At 70.5% G+C, this 15,060-nt stretch carries 13 protein-coding genes; 7 read left to right on the top strand and 6 right to left on the bottom strand.

What is annotated here, in order from left to right:
- Positions 1 to 6 precede the first annotated feature (6 nt).
- Positions 7 to 1,074 (top strand): glycerophosphodiester phosphodiesterase family protein, encoded by a 1,068-nt coding sequence (locus ABZU72_RS13240; RefSeq protein WP_355019314.1) that lies wholly within the window; start codon positions 7 to 9, stop codon positions 1,072 to 1,074.
- Between the two features lie 23 nt (positions 1,075 to 1,097).
- The gene (locus ABZU72_RS13235; protein ID WP_355019313.1) at positions 1,098 to 1,583 is read left to right on the top strand and encodes a pyridoxamine 5'-phosphate oxidase family protein; all 486 of its coding nucleotides are present in this window, start codon (positions 1,098 to 1,100) and stop codon (positions 1,581 to 1,583) included.
- A gap of 8 nt (positions 1,584 to 1,591) precedes the next feature.
- Here the strand turns inward: ABZU72_RS13235 and ABZU72_RS13230 are convergent, their stop codons facing one another.
- Genes ABZU72_RS13230 through ABZU72_RS13220 form a run of 3 tightly spaced genes read right to left on the bottom strand, consistent with a single transcriptional unit; the run spans position 1,592 to position 4,387 of the window.
- Positions 1,592 to 2,347: an ABC transporter ATP-binding protein gene (locus ABZU72_RS13230; protein WP_355019312.1), complete on the bottom strand. Its 756-nt coding sequence runs from the start codon at positions 2,345 to 2,347 to the stop codon at positions 1,592 to 1,594.
- Positions 2,344 to 3,312 (bottom strand): ABC transporter substrate-binding protein, encoded by a 969-nt coding sequence (locus ABZU72_RS13225; RefSeq protein ID WP_355019311.1) that lies wholly within the window; start codon positions 3,310 to 3,312, stop codon positions 2,344 to 2,346. Before ABZU72_RS13225 ends, ABZU72_RS13230 begins: the two co-directional genes overlap by 4 nt.
- Positions 3,313 to 3,328: 16 nt before the next feature.
- Positions 3,329 to 4,387 carry an iron ABC transporter permease gene (locus ABZU72_RS13220; protein ID WP_355019310.1) on the bottom strand — a complete coding sequence of 353 codons (1,059 nt, stop codon included), beginning with the start codon at positions 4,385 to 4,387 and terminating at the stop codon, positions 3,329 to 3,331.
- Positions 4,388 to 4,513: 126 nt separating this feature from the next.
- Here ABZU72_RS13220 and ABZU72_RS13215 point away from each other — a divergent pair, with 126 nt between their 5' ends.
- The gene (locus ABZU72_RS13215; RefSeq protein WP_355019309.1) at positions 4,514 to 5,746 is read left to right on the top strand and encodes a geranylgeranyl reductase family protein; all 1,233 of its coding nucleotides are present in this window, start codon (positions 4,514 to 4,516) and stop codon (positions 5,744 to 5,746) included.
- Positions 5,746 to 6,690: an NUDIX domain-containing protein gene (locus ABZU72_RS13210; protein WP_355019308.1), complete on the top strand. Its 945-nt coding sequence runs from the start codon at positions 5,746 to 5,748 to the stop codon at positions 6,688 to 6,690. The genes ABZU72_RS13215 and ABZU72_RS13210 overlap by 1 nt, the downstream gene beginning before the upstream one ends.
- A gap of 174 nt (positions 6,691 to 6,864) precedes the next feature.
- Here ABZU72_RS13210 and ABZU72_RS13205 read toward each other — a convergent pair whose 3' ends face one another.
- A complete protein-coding gene (locus tag ABZU72_RS13205) occupies positions 6,865 to 7,824 on the bottom strand; it encodes an ornithine cyclodeaminase family protein (RefSeq protein WP_355019307.1) in 960 nt (319 codons plus the stop codon).
- A 17-nt stretch (positions 7,825 to 7,841) separates the two neighbouring features.
- Positions 7,842 to 9,200 carry an MFS transporter gene (locus ABZU72_RS13200; protein WP_355019306.1) on the bottom strand — a complete coding sequence of 453 codons (1,359 nt, stop codon included), beginning with the start codon at positions 9,198 to 9,200 and terminating at the stop codon, positions 7,842 to 7,844.
- Positions 9,201 to 9,351: 151 nt separating this feature from the next.
- On the opposite strand from ABZU72_RS13200, the gene ABZU72_RS13195 reads away from it, so the two are divergent.
- Positions 9,352 to 12,150, top strand: coding sequence for an FAD-binding and (Fe-S)-binding domain-containing protein (locus ABZU72_RS13195; RefSeq protein ID WP_355019305.1), 2,799 nt, complete (start codon positions 9,352 to 9,354; stop codon positions 12,148 to 12,150).
- Positions 12,151 to 12,170: 20 nt separating this feature from the next.
- Here ABZU72_RS13195 and ABZU72_RS13190 read toward each other — a convergent pair whose 3' ends face one another.
- The gene (locus tag ABZU72_RS13190; RefSeq protein ID WP_355019304.1) at positions 12,171 to 12,542 is read right to left on the bottom strand and encodes a DUF4267 domain-containing protein; all 372 of its coding nucleotides are present in this window, start codon (positions 12,540 to 12,542) and stop codon (positions 12,171 to 12,173) included.
- 240 nt (positions 12,543 to 12,782) lie between these two features.
- Here ABZU72_RS13190 and ABZU72_RS13185 point away from each other — a divergent pair, with 240 nt between their 5' ends.
- Together ABZU72_RS13185 and ABZU72_RS13180 are read left to right on the top strand one after the other, a co-directional pair.
- The gene (locus tag ABZU72_RS13185) at positions 12,783 to 13,994 is read left to right on the top strand and encodes an SAM-dependent methyltransferase (protein WP_355019303.1); all 1,212 of its coding nucleotides are present in this window, start codon (positions 12,783 to 12,785) and stop codon (positions 13,992 to 13,994) included.
- Between the two features lie 10 nt (positions 13,995 to 14,004).
- The coding region (locus tag ABZU72_RS13180) for a hypothetical protein (RefSeq protein ID WP_355019302.1) at positions 14,005 to 15,060 on the top strand (1,056 nt) is incomplete at its 3' end.

Below are 15,060 nucleotides of genomic sequence, written 5' to 3'. Positions count from 1 at the left end.
TCGGGCATGAGACGTGTCCGAGCAGGCCTCCTTGTGTCCGCGGCGCTCCTGGCGAGCTCCGCCATCGCCCCGGCGTACGCCGAGAACGATCCGCGTACCTTCGACCTCCAGGCGCACCGCGGCGGTATCGCGCTGACGGTCGAGAACACGCTGCCGGCCTTCGAGAGGGCGCTCCAGCTGGGCGTGAGCACCCTCGAGCTCGATGTGCAGATCACCGAGGACGGCCATGCGGTCGTGACGCACGACCGGGACCCGAACCCGGCTAAGTGCGTCGACACCTCGCCGGCGTTCCCCGGTGACCCGGAGTTCCCGTACGTGCCGAACCGGACCTACATCAAGGACCTGACGCTCGCGCAGGTGCGGACGATCGACTGCGGGTCGCTGCGGCAGCCGCAGTTCCCCGACCAGGTGCTCTCGCCGGGCGAGCGGATGCCGCTGCTCTCGGAGGTGTTTGCGCTGGTCAACAGCTACCACGCCGGCCAGGTCCAGCTGAACGTGGAGACGAAGGTCGAGGCTGGAGCGCCGGAGCAGACCGCGCCGCGCGAGCAGTTCGTCCGCGTCGTCCTGGCCGAGATCAGGCGGGCGCACATCCGCAACCAGGTCACGATCCAGAGCTTCGACTGGGGCGCGCTGAAGCGGTTCCGGGAGGTCGAGCCGCGGCTGCCGATCGTCGCGCTGACCAATGGGCAGCAGTTCCTCCAGCAGGGACTGCCGGGCGCCTCGCCATGGCTGGGCGGGATCGACATCGACGACTTCGAGGGGTCGCTGCAGGAGCGGTACGTCGCGGCCGCGGACTCGTTCGGGGCGGATGCGGTCTCGCCGGTCCACGGCGACCCGCAGGGCGGCTCGGTGTCGGATCCGGGCTATGTGCCGTTCACGACCCAGGAGCTGGTCGACGCGGCGCACGCGCGCGGCATCGCGGTCGTGCCGTGGACGGTGGACGACGTCGCCACGATGGAGCATCTGATCGGGCTCGGCGTCGACGGACTGATCACCGACAGGCCGGACGTCCTGCGGGAGGTGCTGGCCGAGCACGGCTACAAGCTGCCGCGCATATACCCAGGTCACCACTAGAAAAGTCGTTTACCCTCTGGGGTATGGCAGCTGATCTGGACAGACACGTCCGCGGGATCGTCGACGGCGTCGCCTACCTGGTGCTGGCGACCTCGGATCCCGATGGCCGGCCGCGTACGTCGCCGGTCTACTTCTCCCACGACGGCTACCGAGACCTCTACTGGGTCTCGGCGCCCGATGCGCAGCACTCCCGCAACCTCATCCGCGACCCGCGCGTGGCCGGGGTCATCTTCGACTCCTCGGTGCTGCCGGGGTACGGGGCGAGCGCTGCGTACGTCACCGGGATGGCGCGCCAGGTGCCCGACTTCGAGCTCGAGAAGCGCTGCGCGGTGGCGTTCCACCGGCTGGTCGGCACAGCTCGGGCGTTCAAGCCCGAGCAGCTGCGCGGCGAGGCGTCGCTCCGGCTCTACGTGATGGACGTCGAGCTCTGGGAGGCTCACCTTCCGGGCGTCGATCCTGATGACGAGTCCGTGCCCGAGACCAGGGTCGAGGCCGCCCCCGAGGTCTGAGGACCGGCTCAGGTGGATGGGCGGAAGAGGAGGTGGATCTCCTCGCGCAGCTCGAGCCGCTCGATGCCGATGTCGTAGACCGGCTCCAGGATCTCGGGCCGGAGCACCTCGTCGACGGTGCCGCGGGCGGCGACGCGGCGCTGGTCGAGCAGCACCAGGTCGTCGCAGTAGCGGGCGGCCAGGTTGAGGTCGTGGAGAACGACGATGGCCGTCGTCCCTAGCTTCCGCACCAGCGACAGGATCTCGTGCTGGTAGCGGATGTCGAGGTGGTTGGTCGGCTCGTCGAGCAGCAGGTGGGTCGCCTCCTGCGCCAGCGCCCTTGCGATGAGCACCCGTTGCCTCTCGCCCCCCGAGAGGGCGGCGAAGGAGCGCGGCCCGAGGTGGGTCCCGCCGACCCGCTCCAGGCACTCCGCGGCGATCGCCAGGTCGTGCTCGCCGGCCCTGGCGAAGGCGGACAGGTGCGGCGTACGTCCCAGCAGGACCATCTCGCCGGCGGTCAAGCTCGTGTCGGTGCCGGACTCCTGGACGACCACCGCCAGGCGCCGGGCGACCTGCCTGGCGGGGAGCCTGGCGAGGTCGTCGCCGTCGATCTCGACGGTGCCCGTGCCCCGGAGAGCGCCGTAGAGCAGCCGGAGCAGGGTCGTCTTGCCGCTCCCGTTCGGGCCGATCAGGCCCAGCACCCGGCCCTCGTGGGAGGCGACGTCGACGTCCTCGAGGATCGTCGTGGTGCCGTACGTCCAGGACAGGCCCGCTGCCTCGATCACCGGCCGAACCTGTCGATGATCCGCTCCAGGCCGTCGACGGAGAGGGCGGAGGGCGGCTCGGTGAAGTTGAACAGCTGCGCCATCACGTCGCCGTTCCTGACCGCGGTGAGGTCCTCGGCGCCGGCGAGCTGGGCGATCGACTCCTCGACCTTGGCAGGGTCGCCGGCGTTGTGGAGCAGGATGATCACGTCGGGGTCGCGCTCGAGAAGATCCTCGGTCGAGACCTCGAAGACGCGCTCGTCGACGTCGGCGAAGACGTCCTCGAACCCGGCCGCCTCCAGCTGCGGGTGGGCCATCGACCTGGTGCCGTAGGCGTAGGTCACGCCGCCGCCGACGGTGGGGTAGAGCACTGCCGCCGTACGTCCCTCGCCGACCTTCTTCGTTTCCAGCTCCGTCACGCGTTTGCGCAGGTCAGCGACAGCATGGGCGGCTTCGTCCTCGCGGTCGAAGACCTTCCCGTAGGTCTCCAGCTGGCTGTAGATGTCGTCGAAACCGGGGTCGTCGACGCCCTCGGGGCACATCGCCGGCTCCTCGAGGAGGTCGATGTCGACGGCGTCGAGGGTGTCGCGGGAGAGGTTGTCGACTTCGCCGAGGACCAGGTCGGGCTGCTCGGCGATCACGATCTCCTTGGAGATCTGCAGGTGGCCGCTGGTGTCCATCTCGTCGGTGAGCAGCGGGATGTCGTCGAGCCCGGCCTGGGTCTCGGCGTCGTAGTAGTCGGCGGGATACTCACCGGCCCTGGCCACGACCCGGTCCATCACGCCGAGCGCGTGCAGGTAGGGCACCGCCGAGCTCTTCAGCATCACGACGCGCTCCGGCGGAGCGTCGAAGGTGACCTCGGCGCCGCAGTTCTCGATGGTGACCGGGAAGCCGGCGGTTGCGGGCTCGTCGCCGGCGGCGTCGGCGCCGCAGGCGGTCGTCGTGGCCAGCACGAGGGTGGCGGTGGCGAGCATGGGGCGGATCACTTCGGCTCCTTGATGGTCAGACGTCGCGCGCCGAGAAGCGCCGGATGAGGACGATGAGGAACGGGGCGCCCAGGAGCGCGGTGACGATCCCGATCGGGATCTCCTGGGGCTGGAGGAGCACACGGGCGAGCACGTCGGCCCAGACCAGCAGGATCGCGCCCATGAGGGCGGCGGCCGGGATCGCCACGGAGTGGGCGGAGCCGACGGCACGCCGGGCCAGGTGGGGCACGACCAGGCCGACGAACCCGATGCTGCCGGCGGCCGAGACGACCACGCCCACGGTCAGTGCCACGAGGACCAGCAGCAGGGTGCGGAAGCGGTCGGGGGAGACGCCGAGGGTGTGGGCGGTCTCATCGCCGATCGCGAGGGCGTCGAGACCACGACCGGACAGGGTCAGCAGGGCGATGGTGGCGAGCACGGCGACGGCCACGACGGCCAGCAGGCCGTTCCACTGGGCCAGGCCGAGCGATCCGAGCAGCCAGAACATCACCGACCGCGCGCCCTCGGCCGATCCCGAGGCGAAGATCAGGAAGCTGGTCAGGCCGTAGAGGAGGTAGCCGACGGCGACGCCGGAGAGGAGCAGCCGCAGCGACGTGACCCGACCGCCGCTGCGGGCGAGCGCGAACACCAGGAACGACGCCGCGAGGGCGCCGAGGAAGGCCGAGCCGGGCAGGGCGTACGCCCCGAGGCCGGTGCCCGCGCCGAAGAGGATCGCCGCCGCGGCGCCGCTGGAGGCGCCGGAGTTGATCCCGAGCAGGTAGGGGTCGGCGAGCATGTTGCGGACCATCGCCTGCAGTGCCATGCCGGTGACGGCCAGGCCCGCTCCAACCAGGGCGCCGAGGAGCACGCGGGGGAGGCGTACCTTCCACACGATCGCCTCTTCGGTGGCCTTCCAGCCGGCCTCGGGCAGGCCGAGCAGGTGGTGGCCGAGGATCTGGGCGATCGTCCCGGGGGTGACGTACGCAGCGCCCAGCCCGACTGCCACGACGACCGTCAAGGCGGTGGCCGCGAGGAGGCCCAGGAGCCAGATGGCGGCGCGCCGGCGGCGGCGACGTACGCCGAGAGGGTCGTGCACGTGGGGGCCTTCCGAGACTGCTTCGGGACTATTGCGAAGAACTTGCAATAACCTAGCAGAGGCCCGCTTCGGCCAGAGGTGAGGGTTCTTTCGCGGGCCGTTGGCCGGTTCTGGGAAGATATGCGCATGACCTCGTCCCTTCCGCAGTCAGCTGACGTGCTCGTCGTGGGGGCAGGGCCCGCGGGCTCGGCCGCGGCGGCCTGGCTGGCGCGCGCCGGGGTCGATGTCCTGTTGACCGACGCGGCCGTCTTCCCGCGTGACAAGACCTGCGGTGACGGGCTGACTCCGCGCGCGACCCACGAGCTGGTCCGGCTCGGGCTGGAGGACTGGCTGCGTGCGCACCCGGTCTCGAAGGGCCTGCGGGCGCACGGCTTCGGGCAGACGCTGCACCTGCCGTGGCCCGGCGGAACCTTGCCGTCGTGGGGTTCGGCGGTGCCGCGGACCGAGCTCGACGATCACCTGCGCACGGTGGCGATCAAGTCTGGCGCGACGGCGGTCGACGGTGTGCGCGCGGTCGACGTGCGATGGGACGGCGAGCGGATCGCCGCGGTTGTCTTCGAGGGTGGTCACGAGGTCGCGTGCCGGTCGGTCGTGGTCGCCGACGGCGTACGCTCGCCGCTCGGCAAGGTGCTGGGCCGGGAGTGGCACCGCGACACCGTCTACGGCGTCGCCGGGCGGGCCTACATCGCCTCCGACCAGGCCGACGACGAATGGATCTCCTCCCACCTCGAGCTGCGCGACGAGTCTGGTGAGGCGCTGCCGGGATACGGCTGGATCTTCCCGCTCGGATCGGGCGAGGTGAACATCGGCGCGGGTGCGCTGGCCACCTCGAAGCGGCCCGCAGACGTCGCGATCAAGCCGCTGATGAGGCACTACACGGAGCAGTGTCGCGACCAGTTCGGGCTCACCGGCGAGCTGCGAGCGGAGAAGTCCGCGCTGCTGCCGATGGGCGGTGCCGTCTCCGGGGTCGCCGGCGCCAACTGGGCGCTGATCGGCGACGCCGCCGGCTGCGTGAACCCGCTCAACGGCGAAGGGATCGACTACGGCCTGGAGACCGGACGGATGGTCGCCGACGCGCTGATCGCGGGCGAGAATCTGGCCACCGCCTGGCCGGCGACCCTGCGTGAGCACTACGGCGAGGCGTTCTCCATCGCCCGCCGTCTGGCCGGGATCGCGACCCGTCCGCGCCTGGTATCCACCCTCGGGCCTGCGGGAATGCGCTCCGACTGGCTGATGACGCTGGCCCTGCGGTGGATGGGCAACCTGGTCACCGACGACGACCGCGACCGTGCCGCCAAGGTGTGGCGCTGGGCCGGTCGCCGCTCGCTGGCCCTCGACTCCCGACCCCCGTTCAGCTGATGGCGACGCGGAATCGGGGCCGCAGCGGGCGGCGACGCAAGCTTCCGAAGGTGCAGCGGGTGGGGGCGTACGCCGTCATCATCCGGGCCGGTGCGGCCGCTGAGCCGGAGATCCTGCTCAGCCGGCTCTCGGAGAAGGTCACGCCGGAGGAGCGATGGACGCTGCCCGGCGGCGGGATCGACCACGGCGAGGACCCGCGCGACGCGGTCGTGCGCGAGGTCTACGAGGAGGCCGGCGTGCCGGTCGAGATCGGCGTCGAGGCACGGGTCTACTCCGTCCATCAGGCCAAGGCCTGGCGGCTTGGCCGTCGGGTCAACGCCCACGCGATCCGGATCGTCTACGACGGCTGGGTGCCCCACGACGCTCCGGAACCGCAGACGATGGAGGTCGACGGATCCACCGCGGAGGCGGCCTGGCTGCCCCTGGCCGCGGTGACGAGCGGCGAGATCCCGACGTCTCCGCTGGTCACCGACGCCCTCGAGGTGCACAAGCCGTCCCGGATGCAGCGGCTGGCTGCGTACGCCTTCATCACCCGCCCCTCCGACGACGCGATCCTGCTCACCCGGATCTCGCCGCTCGGCTACCACGCGGGCACGTGGACGCTGCCCGGTGGCGGGGTCGACTTCGGCGAGCAGCCGCGCGAGGCGCTGGTGCGCGAGGTGGTCGAGGAGTGCGGGCTCACCTGCGAGGTCGGCGCGCTGCTCGACGTGCACGACGTGAACATCACCGGCACCGCCCCCAGCGGTCGTCACGAGGAGTTCCACGGCGTCCACCTGATCTTCGCCGCGACTGTCGCCGACGGCGAGGATCCGCGGGTGGTCGAGCAGAACGGCACGACGGACGACGTCCGCTGGGTGACCCGCGCCGACCTGGAGACCCTCCCCCTCCTAGACGTGGTGCAAGCAGCCCTAGCCGCCGAAGCGTCGAAATCTGGCGCCGAGTAGTCGAAGTCTGGCGCCGAGACGTCGATTTCTGACGGCGAAAGGTCACTTGTTGCCGCCGATGTGGCGTACGGAAAATCGACTTGTCGACGGCATAAATCGACATCTCGACGCCGAGGACTGACTCTTCGACGCCAAGAACTGACGTCTCGGCGTCAGATTCTGACTTCTCGCGGGTTAGTCGAGGGCGGCCTGGGTGCCTACGTTCTGTTCTTCGGCTGCGGCCAGGATGAACCTGGCGGCGGCTGCGTCTTGGGCACCTACGCCTACGGAGAGGTAGGTGACGGTGTCGGCCGCGGCGTGGGTCACGGAGGATGCGCCGGTGAGTAGGGAGCCGAGGTCGGTGATCCGGTCCGCGGCGACCAAGCCGGAGGCTATGGCCTCGACGAGGGGGCCGGAGTCGGTCAGCGCCGAGGGGCGGTAGTCGACCACGACCGTGGAGCGCGACAGCAGCGACGGCGGCAGCTCGACGCGGTCGGGGGCGAAGGAGCCGACGCTGGCGACGGTGGTGCCGTCGGTGACCCAGGCGTCCTCGATCACCGGGGTGAGGGACGAGGTGCAGAGGACGACGATGTCGGCGCGGCGTACCGCTTGGGGAAGGTCGTGGGCGGCGCGAGCGCCGTGATGGAGGGCGATCTCTTCGGCCGCGGCGGTATCGCGGCCGAAGATCCAGAACTCGGCGTCTGGGTGGGTCACGTCGAAGGCGTCGAGGTGGGCCCGGGCCTGGGCGCCGGTGCCGACGACGAGGACATTCTCGGCGTCGGGGGCGACCTGCTGCATGGCGAGGGTGGTCGCGGCCGAGGTGCGCAGGCCGGTGACGCTGTCGCCGTTGATGATCGCGCGCGGTGCACCGGTGTCGGCGTCGAGGACCGTGATGACCGAGTGCACGGCACCCAGCCCGCGGGCGGCGTTGGCAGGGTTGACGCTGCCGAACTTGCTCACCGCTGGGGCGTCGGGGGCGATCCGGGAGGAGTAGCAGAACGAGACCGATTCGTCCGGTCCCGGGACAAGCAGCCGGGGAGGCTGGACGGCCTCCCCGGCTCCCAGTCGGGTGAACGCCTCGCGCTGGGACTCCAGCGCGAGGCGGGGCGTGAAGATGCTGCGTACGTCTGTGGCGGAGAGGATCCTGACGGTCACCCCGCCACCGTAGACGGTCAGACGGAGGCCTTCTCCGGGGTCTCCTCGAGCGCCACGTCCTTGGTCTCCTTGCCGATGACCAGCGAGATCAGGGTGATCACGGCCATCACGGAGAGGTAGACGCCGACCAGGACCGGCGAGCCGTCGGCCTGCTTCCACAGCGCGACCGCGATGAACGGTGCGACCGCGGCGCCGAGGATCGAGGCGACGTTGTAGGAGATGCCGGAGCCGGTGTAGCGCACGCTGGTCGGGAAAAGCTCCGGCAGCAGCGCACCCATCGGGCCGAAGGTGAGGCCCATCAGGGAGAAGCCGAGAACCAGCCAGAGGAGTACGCCGACGGTGCCGGCGTTGACCAGCGGCGCCCAGGCCAGGCCGAAGACGATGATCCCGAGGGTGACCGCGATCAGCAGCCGGCGCCGGCCGAAGCGCTCGGCCAGCGGCCCGGAGACCATGGTGAAGATGCCGAAGAAGATCACGCCGAAGATCAGCATCAGCACGAAGGTCGTGTAACCGTAGCCCAGGCCGGGCACCGGGAGGTCTGTGGCGGCGGTGCCGAACGACAGCGAGAACGCGGTCATCAGGTAGAAGAGCACGTACGTCGCCAGCATGAAGAAGGTGCCGAGGACCAGCTGCTTGCCCTGGTTGCGCACGACCGAGGCGAGCGGGACCTTGCGGACCAGTCCGGCGTCCTGGCTCTTGGTGAACACGTCGCTCTCGACCAGGCGCAGCCGGACCCACAGGCCGACGATGACCATCACCGCGGAGAAGAGGAACGGCACCCGCCAGCCCCACTCCAGGAACGCCTCGGACGGCCTGGTCGGGTCGGCGCCCTCAGCGGAGAGCAGCGCCGCGATGGCCAGGAAGAGGCCGTTGGCGAGGATGAAGCCCAGCGGCGCGCCGAGCTGCGGGAACGTACCGTAGATCGCGCGCTTGCCCTCGGGGGCGTTCTCGGTCGCGACCAGGGCCGCACCGCTCCACTCGCCGCCGAGCGCGAAGCCCTGGGCCAGGCGCATCAGCACGAGCAGCGCGGTGGCGACCCAGCCGACGGTCTCGTACGTCGGGAGTGCACCGATCAGGAAGGTCGCGATGCCCATCGTGAGCAGCGAGATGACCAGCGTCGTCTTGCGGCCGAGCCGGTCGCCGAGGTGGCCGAAGAAGATCGCGCCGATCGGGCGGGCGACCATCGCGGCGCCGAAGACCGCGAAACTCGCCAGGAGCGCGGTGGTCGGGTCGCCGGCCGGGAAGAAGAGGGCGGGGAAGACGAGGACGGCTGCGGTCGCGTACGCGTAGAAGTCGTAGAACTCGATCGTCGTCCCGACGAGACTGGCGACGAGCACGCGCGAGCGCGGGTTGGCCGGTGCGGGGGTGGCGGACATGGTCTCTCTCCGAGGTCTGGAAGTGCCCGCGCTCTCGCGGGCGGTCCCATTATATGAGAGTCGAATATCGCTCACTGAGACGGGTTCGGGTTGTGGTCGTCGACGGTGGGCGCTGACCGGTGACCGCGCCGAGGTCTGTGACAATGTGCGGGTGAATGCGACTGCCTCGGATCTGGCGAATGAGCTGCGCAACCAGGGGATCAGCCGGGTCGACGACTCGCCGCTGGCCCGGGCGCTCTACTCCAGCGACGCGAGCCTCTACCGGGTCGTGCCCTCCGTCGTCGTACGGCCGCAGTCCCGCGATGAGCTGCTCGCGGTGCACGCGGTGTCCCGTTCGACCGGGGCGCCGGTGACGATGCGAGGTGCGGGCACCTCGATCGCCGGCAACGCCGTCGGGTCCGGGATCGTCGTGGACACGCGCGACCTGCGGACCATCCACGAGATCGACCCGGAGGCGCGGACCGCGCGGATCGACCCGGGCGTCGTGCACGCCGACCTGCAGCGGGTAGCGGCTCCGCACGGGCTGCGGTTCGGGCCCGACCCGTCGACCCACACCCGCTGCACCATCGGCGGGATGATCGGCAACAACGCCTGCGGCAACCGGGCGTTGGGCTACGGCCGCACAGTCGACAACATCGAGGCGCTGACCGTGCTCTTCGGCAACGGCGAGCAGGCGATCTATGCAGATGGCGTCTCGACCGGGGAGACCGCCGAGCGCCTCCAGGCGCTCGTCGGCGCCAACCTCGGTCACGTGCGGACCGAGTTCGGCCGGTTCGGGCGCCAGGTCTCGGGCTACTCGCTCGAGCACCTGCTGCCCGAGAAGGGCGGTCGGGTCGACCGGTTCCTGGCCGGCACCGAGGGCACCCTGGCGACGATCCTGGAGACGACCGTGCGGCTCGTCGAGGACTCGCCCGGGCGGCTGCTGCTGGTGCTCGGCTATCCGACGATGGCGGAGGCCGCCGACGCGGTGCCTGCGCTCCTGCAGGTGGCGCCGGGGCGGCTGATCGCGTGCGAGGGGATGGACGCGCGGATCGCCGACCTGGTGCGCGCCAAGGGCCGCCCGGTGCCGGATCTGCCCAAGGGCGCTGGCTGGCTGATGGTCGAGGTCGCCGGAGAGGACGCTCCTGACCTGGTTAAACGTATCGCCGCGGAGTCGGGTGCGCTCGAGTCGCGGGTGGTCATCGATCCCCTCGAGGCGGCCGCGCTGTGGCGGATCCGCGAGGACGGTGCCGGGCTGGCCGGGGTCTCGCTGCCCACGCCGGCCCACTCCGGCTGGGAGGACGCCGCGGTCCCGCCGGAGCACCTCGGTGCCTGGCTGCGCGACTTCGAGGGAATCTTGGAGTCTTTCGGCCTGCGCGGCTACCCCTACGGCCACTTCGGCGACGGCTGCATCCACTGCCGCATCGACTTCCCGTTCGCGCCGGACGCGCCGGAGTCGGCCCAGGTGTTCCGGGAGTTCATGACCGCGTGCGCGACGCAGCTGGTGACCTACGGCGGCTCGCTGTCGGGCGAGCACGGTGACGGGCGGGTGCGCTCGGAGCTGTTGCCCATCATGTACGACTCGACCTCCATCGATCTCTTCGAGCAGGTCAAGGACATCTGTGACCCCTCGGAGCTGCTCAACCCGGGCAATATCGTGCGGCCCGCGTCGATCACCGACGACCTGCGTCCGGTGCGACCCCGCGCCCTTCCCCGGACGGGCCTGCGGCTGATCCACGACTCCGGTGACCTGGGTGCTGCTGTCCACCGCTGCACCGGCGTCGGCAAGTGCGTGGCCCCCAAGACCGCCGGAGTGATGTGCCCCTCCTACCTCGCGACCCGCGAGGAGAAGGACGCGACCCGTGGACGCGCGCGGGTGCTCCAGGAGGCGCTCGACGGGTCGCTCGTCGGTGGCCTCGGCGACCCCGCGGTGAGCGAGGCGCTCGACCTGTGCCTGGCCTGCAAGGGGTGTGCCTCCGACTGCCCCACGGGCATCGACATGGCGACGTACAAGTCCGAGGCGCTCTACCAGAAGCACGACGTCCTCGGGGAGCGGCGGCCGCGCTCGCACGCTCTTCTCGGGCAGCTGCCGAAGTGGGCGCGGCTCGCGGCGCCGTTCACCGGCATGGCCAACGCGTCGCTGAAGATCTCGCCGCTCGCCAAGATCGCCAAGAAGACCGCCGGCATCGACCAGCGGCGCTCGATCCCCGCGTTCGCGCCGAAGACGCTGAAGCGGTCGGCGCCGACCGCGAAGCTCCCCGAGACCCCGGACGTGTGGATCTGGGCCGACTCCTTCACCGACCACTTCTTCGCCCAGTCCGGCCACGGCGCGATCGCGTGGCTCGAGTCGCAGGGCCTGACCGTCCGCGTGATCGGCGAGAAGGCCTGCTGCGGGCTCACCTGGATCACGACCGGCCAGCTCGACGACGCGCGGAAGATCATGGAGAAGACCGTGCGTACGCTCGCCCCCTATGTCGCCTCCGGCGTCCCCGTCGTCGGCCTGGAGCCGTCGTGCACCGCGACGCTGCGGTCGGACTCGGTGGAGCTCTCGGCGCTGCCCGAGGCCGAGGTCGTACGTGACGGGATGCTCACCTTCGCCGAGCTGGTGAAGCGGCTGGTGGGCGAGGGCCGGGCGACGCTGCCCGACCTGACCGGCGTCGAGGTCGTCGCCCAGCCGCACTGTCACCAGCACGCCGTCCTGGGCTGGGTCGACGACGAGGCGCTGCTGACCCAGGCCGGCGCGAAGGTCACCCGGGTCTCCGGCTGCTGCGGCCTGGCCGGCAACTTCGGGGTCGAGGAGGGGCATTACGAGGTGTCGGTCGCGGTCGCGGAGACCCACCTGCTCCCGGCTGTCCGGTCCCACCCCGACGCCGTCATCCTGGCCGACGGGATGTCGTGCCGCGTCCAGCTCGACGACCTCGCCTCGGTCCCCACGATGCACCTCGCGGAGCTCTTCGCCTCACGCGTCTGAAGGTGGTCGGCCCGGCTGGATCAGCCCAGCCAGAGCAGCGCCACGGCGATGAGCATCAAGGCCGCGGTGAGCCCGTGGACCCCGAAGGCGCGCGCCTTGCTCCCTCGGTTGCCGAGAATCACGAGCATGTCGCCGACCGGGATCATGGCCTCGACGAGGACCACCCAGGGGACGGCGTCGGGCTCGACGAAGATCAGCGGGATCAGGACGAGCCCGCTGGCGATGTCGCGTACGCCCTTGAGCTGCCACCAGGCGCGAGCCTCGGGGGCGGGTAGGACCGGCAGGCCGAAGCCGGCGGCGTTGGCCTCGTTCCTCAGTAGATACATCACGCCGACGTAGATGATCCCGAGGGCGACGATCCAGATCAGGACCATTCCGATGGTGTACAGCATCTGTAGCTCCCTGTGTTTTCGATGCCAGATTTTCTAGCAATGCTAGCGACGAGAGCGGCGGGTGTCTAGCGCTGCTAGATTTCTGTCCCGGGGACGTTCGGGCGCGACGGGCCTCGGCGATGGGCGTTGGGGTGTGGGCCGCGCCTAGACTGAAGCGGTGAACCCGCGTTACCGCCGAATGATCATTCCCGGCGCGCTGGTCGCGCTTCTGCTGGTGGTCGTCATTGCCGGGGTGCTGAGTTGAGCAGGGAGTCGGAGCCGCTGCTGCGGGCGCTGAACCGGATGCGGTCGGTGATCCTCGATCCCGAGCAGCTGGTCAAGGCGGTCGCGTCCGGCAAGCAGCGTGGCAGTGCACCGAAGTGGCGTCGCGCCGAGATCCGCTACGTCGACCTGAAGGCTGGCCGACACCTGCAGATCACGACGTACGACGCGACCCAGGCGTTCACCGCGAACCACCCGGTGGGCGACCCGACCGCGCTGGACGATCTGCTCGACGTACCGTTCGCCAACTGGGTCGTGACGACCGCGACCGAGCAGACCCAGATCCAGGCGAAGTCGCCGACGACGGCGCTGGTCTCGACCACGGAGCTGACCGCTCCGGTCGAGGTCGAACGCGGCCATGACCAGGCGAAAGAGCGACTGCTGCCGGAGTCCGACCCGGTCTTCCGGGTGCTCGGTCTCTCGGACAAGGACGGGAAGCTGAAGCCGTCGCGCCAGGCGAAGTACCGCCAGGTCGAGGAGTTCCTGCGCCAGCTCGACGCCGCCCTGACCGACGCGATGAAGTCCGGCAAGGTCCGCACGCCCACCGCCGAGGAGCCGCTGCGGATCATCGACCTGGGTGCTGGCAACGGCTACCTCACCTTCGCGGCCCAGCGCTACCTCACCGAGGTCCGCGAGCTGCCCGTCGTCGTCACCGGCGTCGACGTCAAAGAGCAGTCGCGCGAGCACAACTCGAAGATCGCTGACGAGCTGGGAGTGCACGCCGAGTTCGTGGCAGGGACGATCGAGGGCGTACAGCTCGACGAGAAGCCCGACGTGGTGCTCGCCCTGCACGCCTGCGACACGGCCACAGACGACGCCCTCGCTCGCGCGATCGAGTGGGAGGCGCCGCTGGTGCTGGCCGCGCCGTGCTGCCATCACGACATCGCCGCCCAGCTGCGCAAGGCCCCGACCCCGGCGCCCTACTCCATGCTCACCCGCCACGGCATCCTCCGCGAGCGCTTCGCCGACACGCTGACCGACGCCCTGCGCGCGAGCCTGCTGCGCCTGTCCGGCTACCGCGTCGAGGTCGTGCAGTTCGTGGAGAGCCAGCACACCCCGCGCAACACCATGCTCCGCGCGATCCGCACCGGCTCGCCGGTCAAGGGCGGCTCGGTGAAGAAGGAGTACGACGAGCTCGTGGCCGAGTGGGGCGTACGTCCGAAGCTCGGCGAGCTGCTCGCGGAGCGATGAGATCCGAGCGATGAAGGCGGTCGTCGCCGCGGGCGCACTCGGGCTGGTGCTGATCTCGGCCGTGCCCGCGAGCGCCGCCGGCGACGACGTGCTCTTCGCCTTCTCCGACCCGACGATCAGCGAGGCCAGCGCGCTGACGCCGCTCGGCAAGGGTCTGTACGCCACCACCAACGACTCCGGGGACAGCGGCCGCGTCTTCACCGTCGACTCGCGCGGTGACACGGTCGGGGTGACCCACTGGGCCGCCGACCCGGTCGACGTCGAAGGGCTCGCGCCCGCCGGCCGCAACCACGTCTGGGTCGGCGACATCGGCGACAACAACAGCGTCTGGGACTCGATCAGGATCGCGAAGGTACGGGTCGGGCGCGGCGAGCGCACGGTCTCGCCGACCGTCTACGAGCTCGTCTACCCCGACGGGCCGCACAACGCCGAGTCTCTGCTGGCCCATCCCGACGGCCGCGTCTTCGTCGCCACGAAGGACTGGGGAGGCGGGCGGCTCTATACGGTTCCGAAGCACCTCGACCCCGACGGCCCCAACCGGTTGAAGGAGGTCGCCCCGGTCATCCCGATGGCCACCGACGGCGCCTTCTTCCCCGACGGCAAGCACCTGGTCGTACGCGGCTACTACTCCGCCACGATCTACTCCTGGCCCTCGATGGACCGGGTGGGCTCCTTCCGGACCCCCGACCAGGAGCAGGGCGAGGCCATCGGTGTCACTTCGAAGGGCGAGGTCGTCGTGACCAGCGAAGGCATCCGCGCCGAGGTGATCCGGGTCGACCCCGAGCTGGTCGGTGAGGTGCTCGGCGACGAGCCGTCCCCGACCGCCGACCCGACCGCCGATACAGCCCCGGACGAGGCCGAGCCGGCGAACGAGGGCGACGGTGGGGACGCGGGTGAGGACGACGGCGGTTCCGCCGGCCCGATCGCCCTGGTGGCGCTCGCAGTCGCGGCGTACTTCATCTTCCGCAAGCCAGAGGAGAGCCTCCTGATCGCCATCAACCGTGCGCGGGAGGCCATGCCGTTGTCGTTCCCTACGGGAGCTTGGACCTTGCTGCTCGCCTCGACC

The sequence above is a fragment of the Nocardioides sp. NPDC004968 genome, assembly GCF_040608935.1.
GTDB lineage: Bacteria > Actinomycetota > Actinomycetes > Propionibacteriales > Nocardioidaceae > Nocardioides.
This window is presented reverse-complemented; position numbering and strand designations above follow the sequence as displayed.

Bases quoted from the DNA above. Each gene is read 5' to 3' on its own strand.
- ABZU72_RS13200 (WP_355019306.1), bottom strand. From the start codon at position 9,200: ATGTCCGCCACCCCCGCACCGGCCAACCCGCGCTCGCGCGTGCTCGTC.
- ABZU72_RS13210 (WP_355019308.1), top strand. From the start codon at position 5,746: ATGGCGACGCGGAATCGGGGCCGCAGCGGGCGGCGACGCAAGCTTCCG.
- ABZU72_RS13215 (WP_355019309.1), top strand. From the start codon at position 4,514: ATGACCTCGTCCCTTCCGCAGTCAGCTGACGTGCTCGTCGTGGGGGCA.
- ABZU72_RS13190 (WP_355019304.1), bottom strand. From the start codon at position 12,542: ATGCTGTACACCATCGGAATGGTCCTGATCTGGATCGTCGCCCTCGGG.
- ABZU72_RS13240 (WP_355019314.1), top strand. From the start codon at position 7: ATGAGACGTGTCCGAGCAGGCCTCCTTGTGTCCGCGGCGCTCCTGGCG.
- ABZU72_RS13235 (WP_355019313.1), top strand. From the start codon at position 1,098: ATGGCAGCTGATCTGGACAGACACGTCCGCGGGATCGTCGACGGCGTC.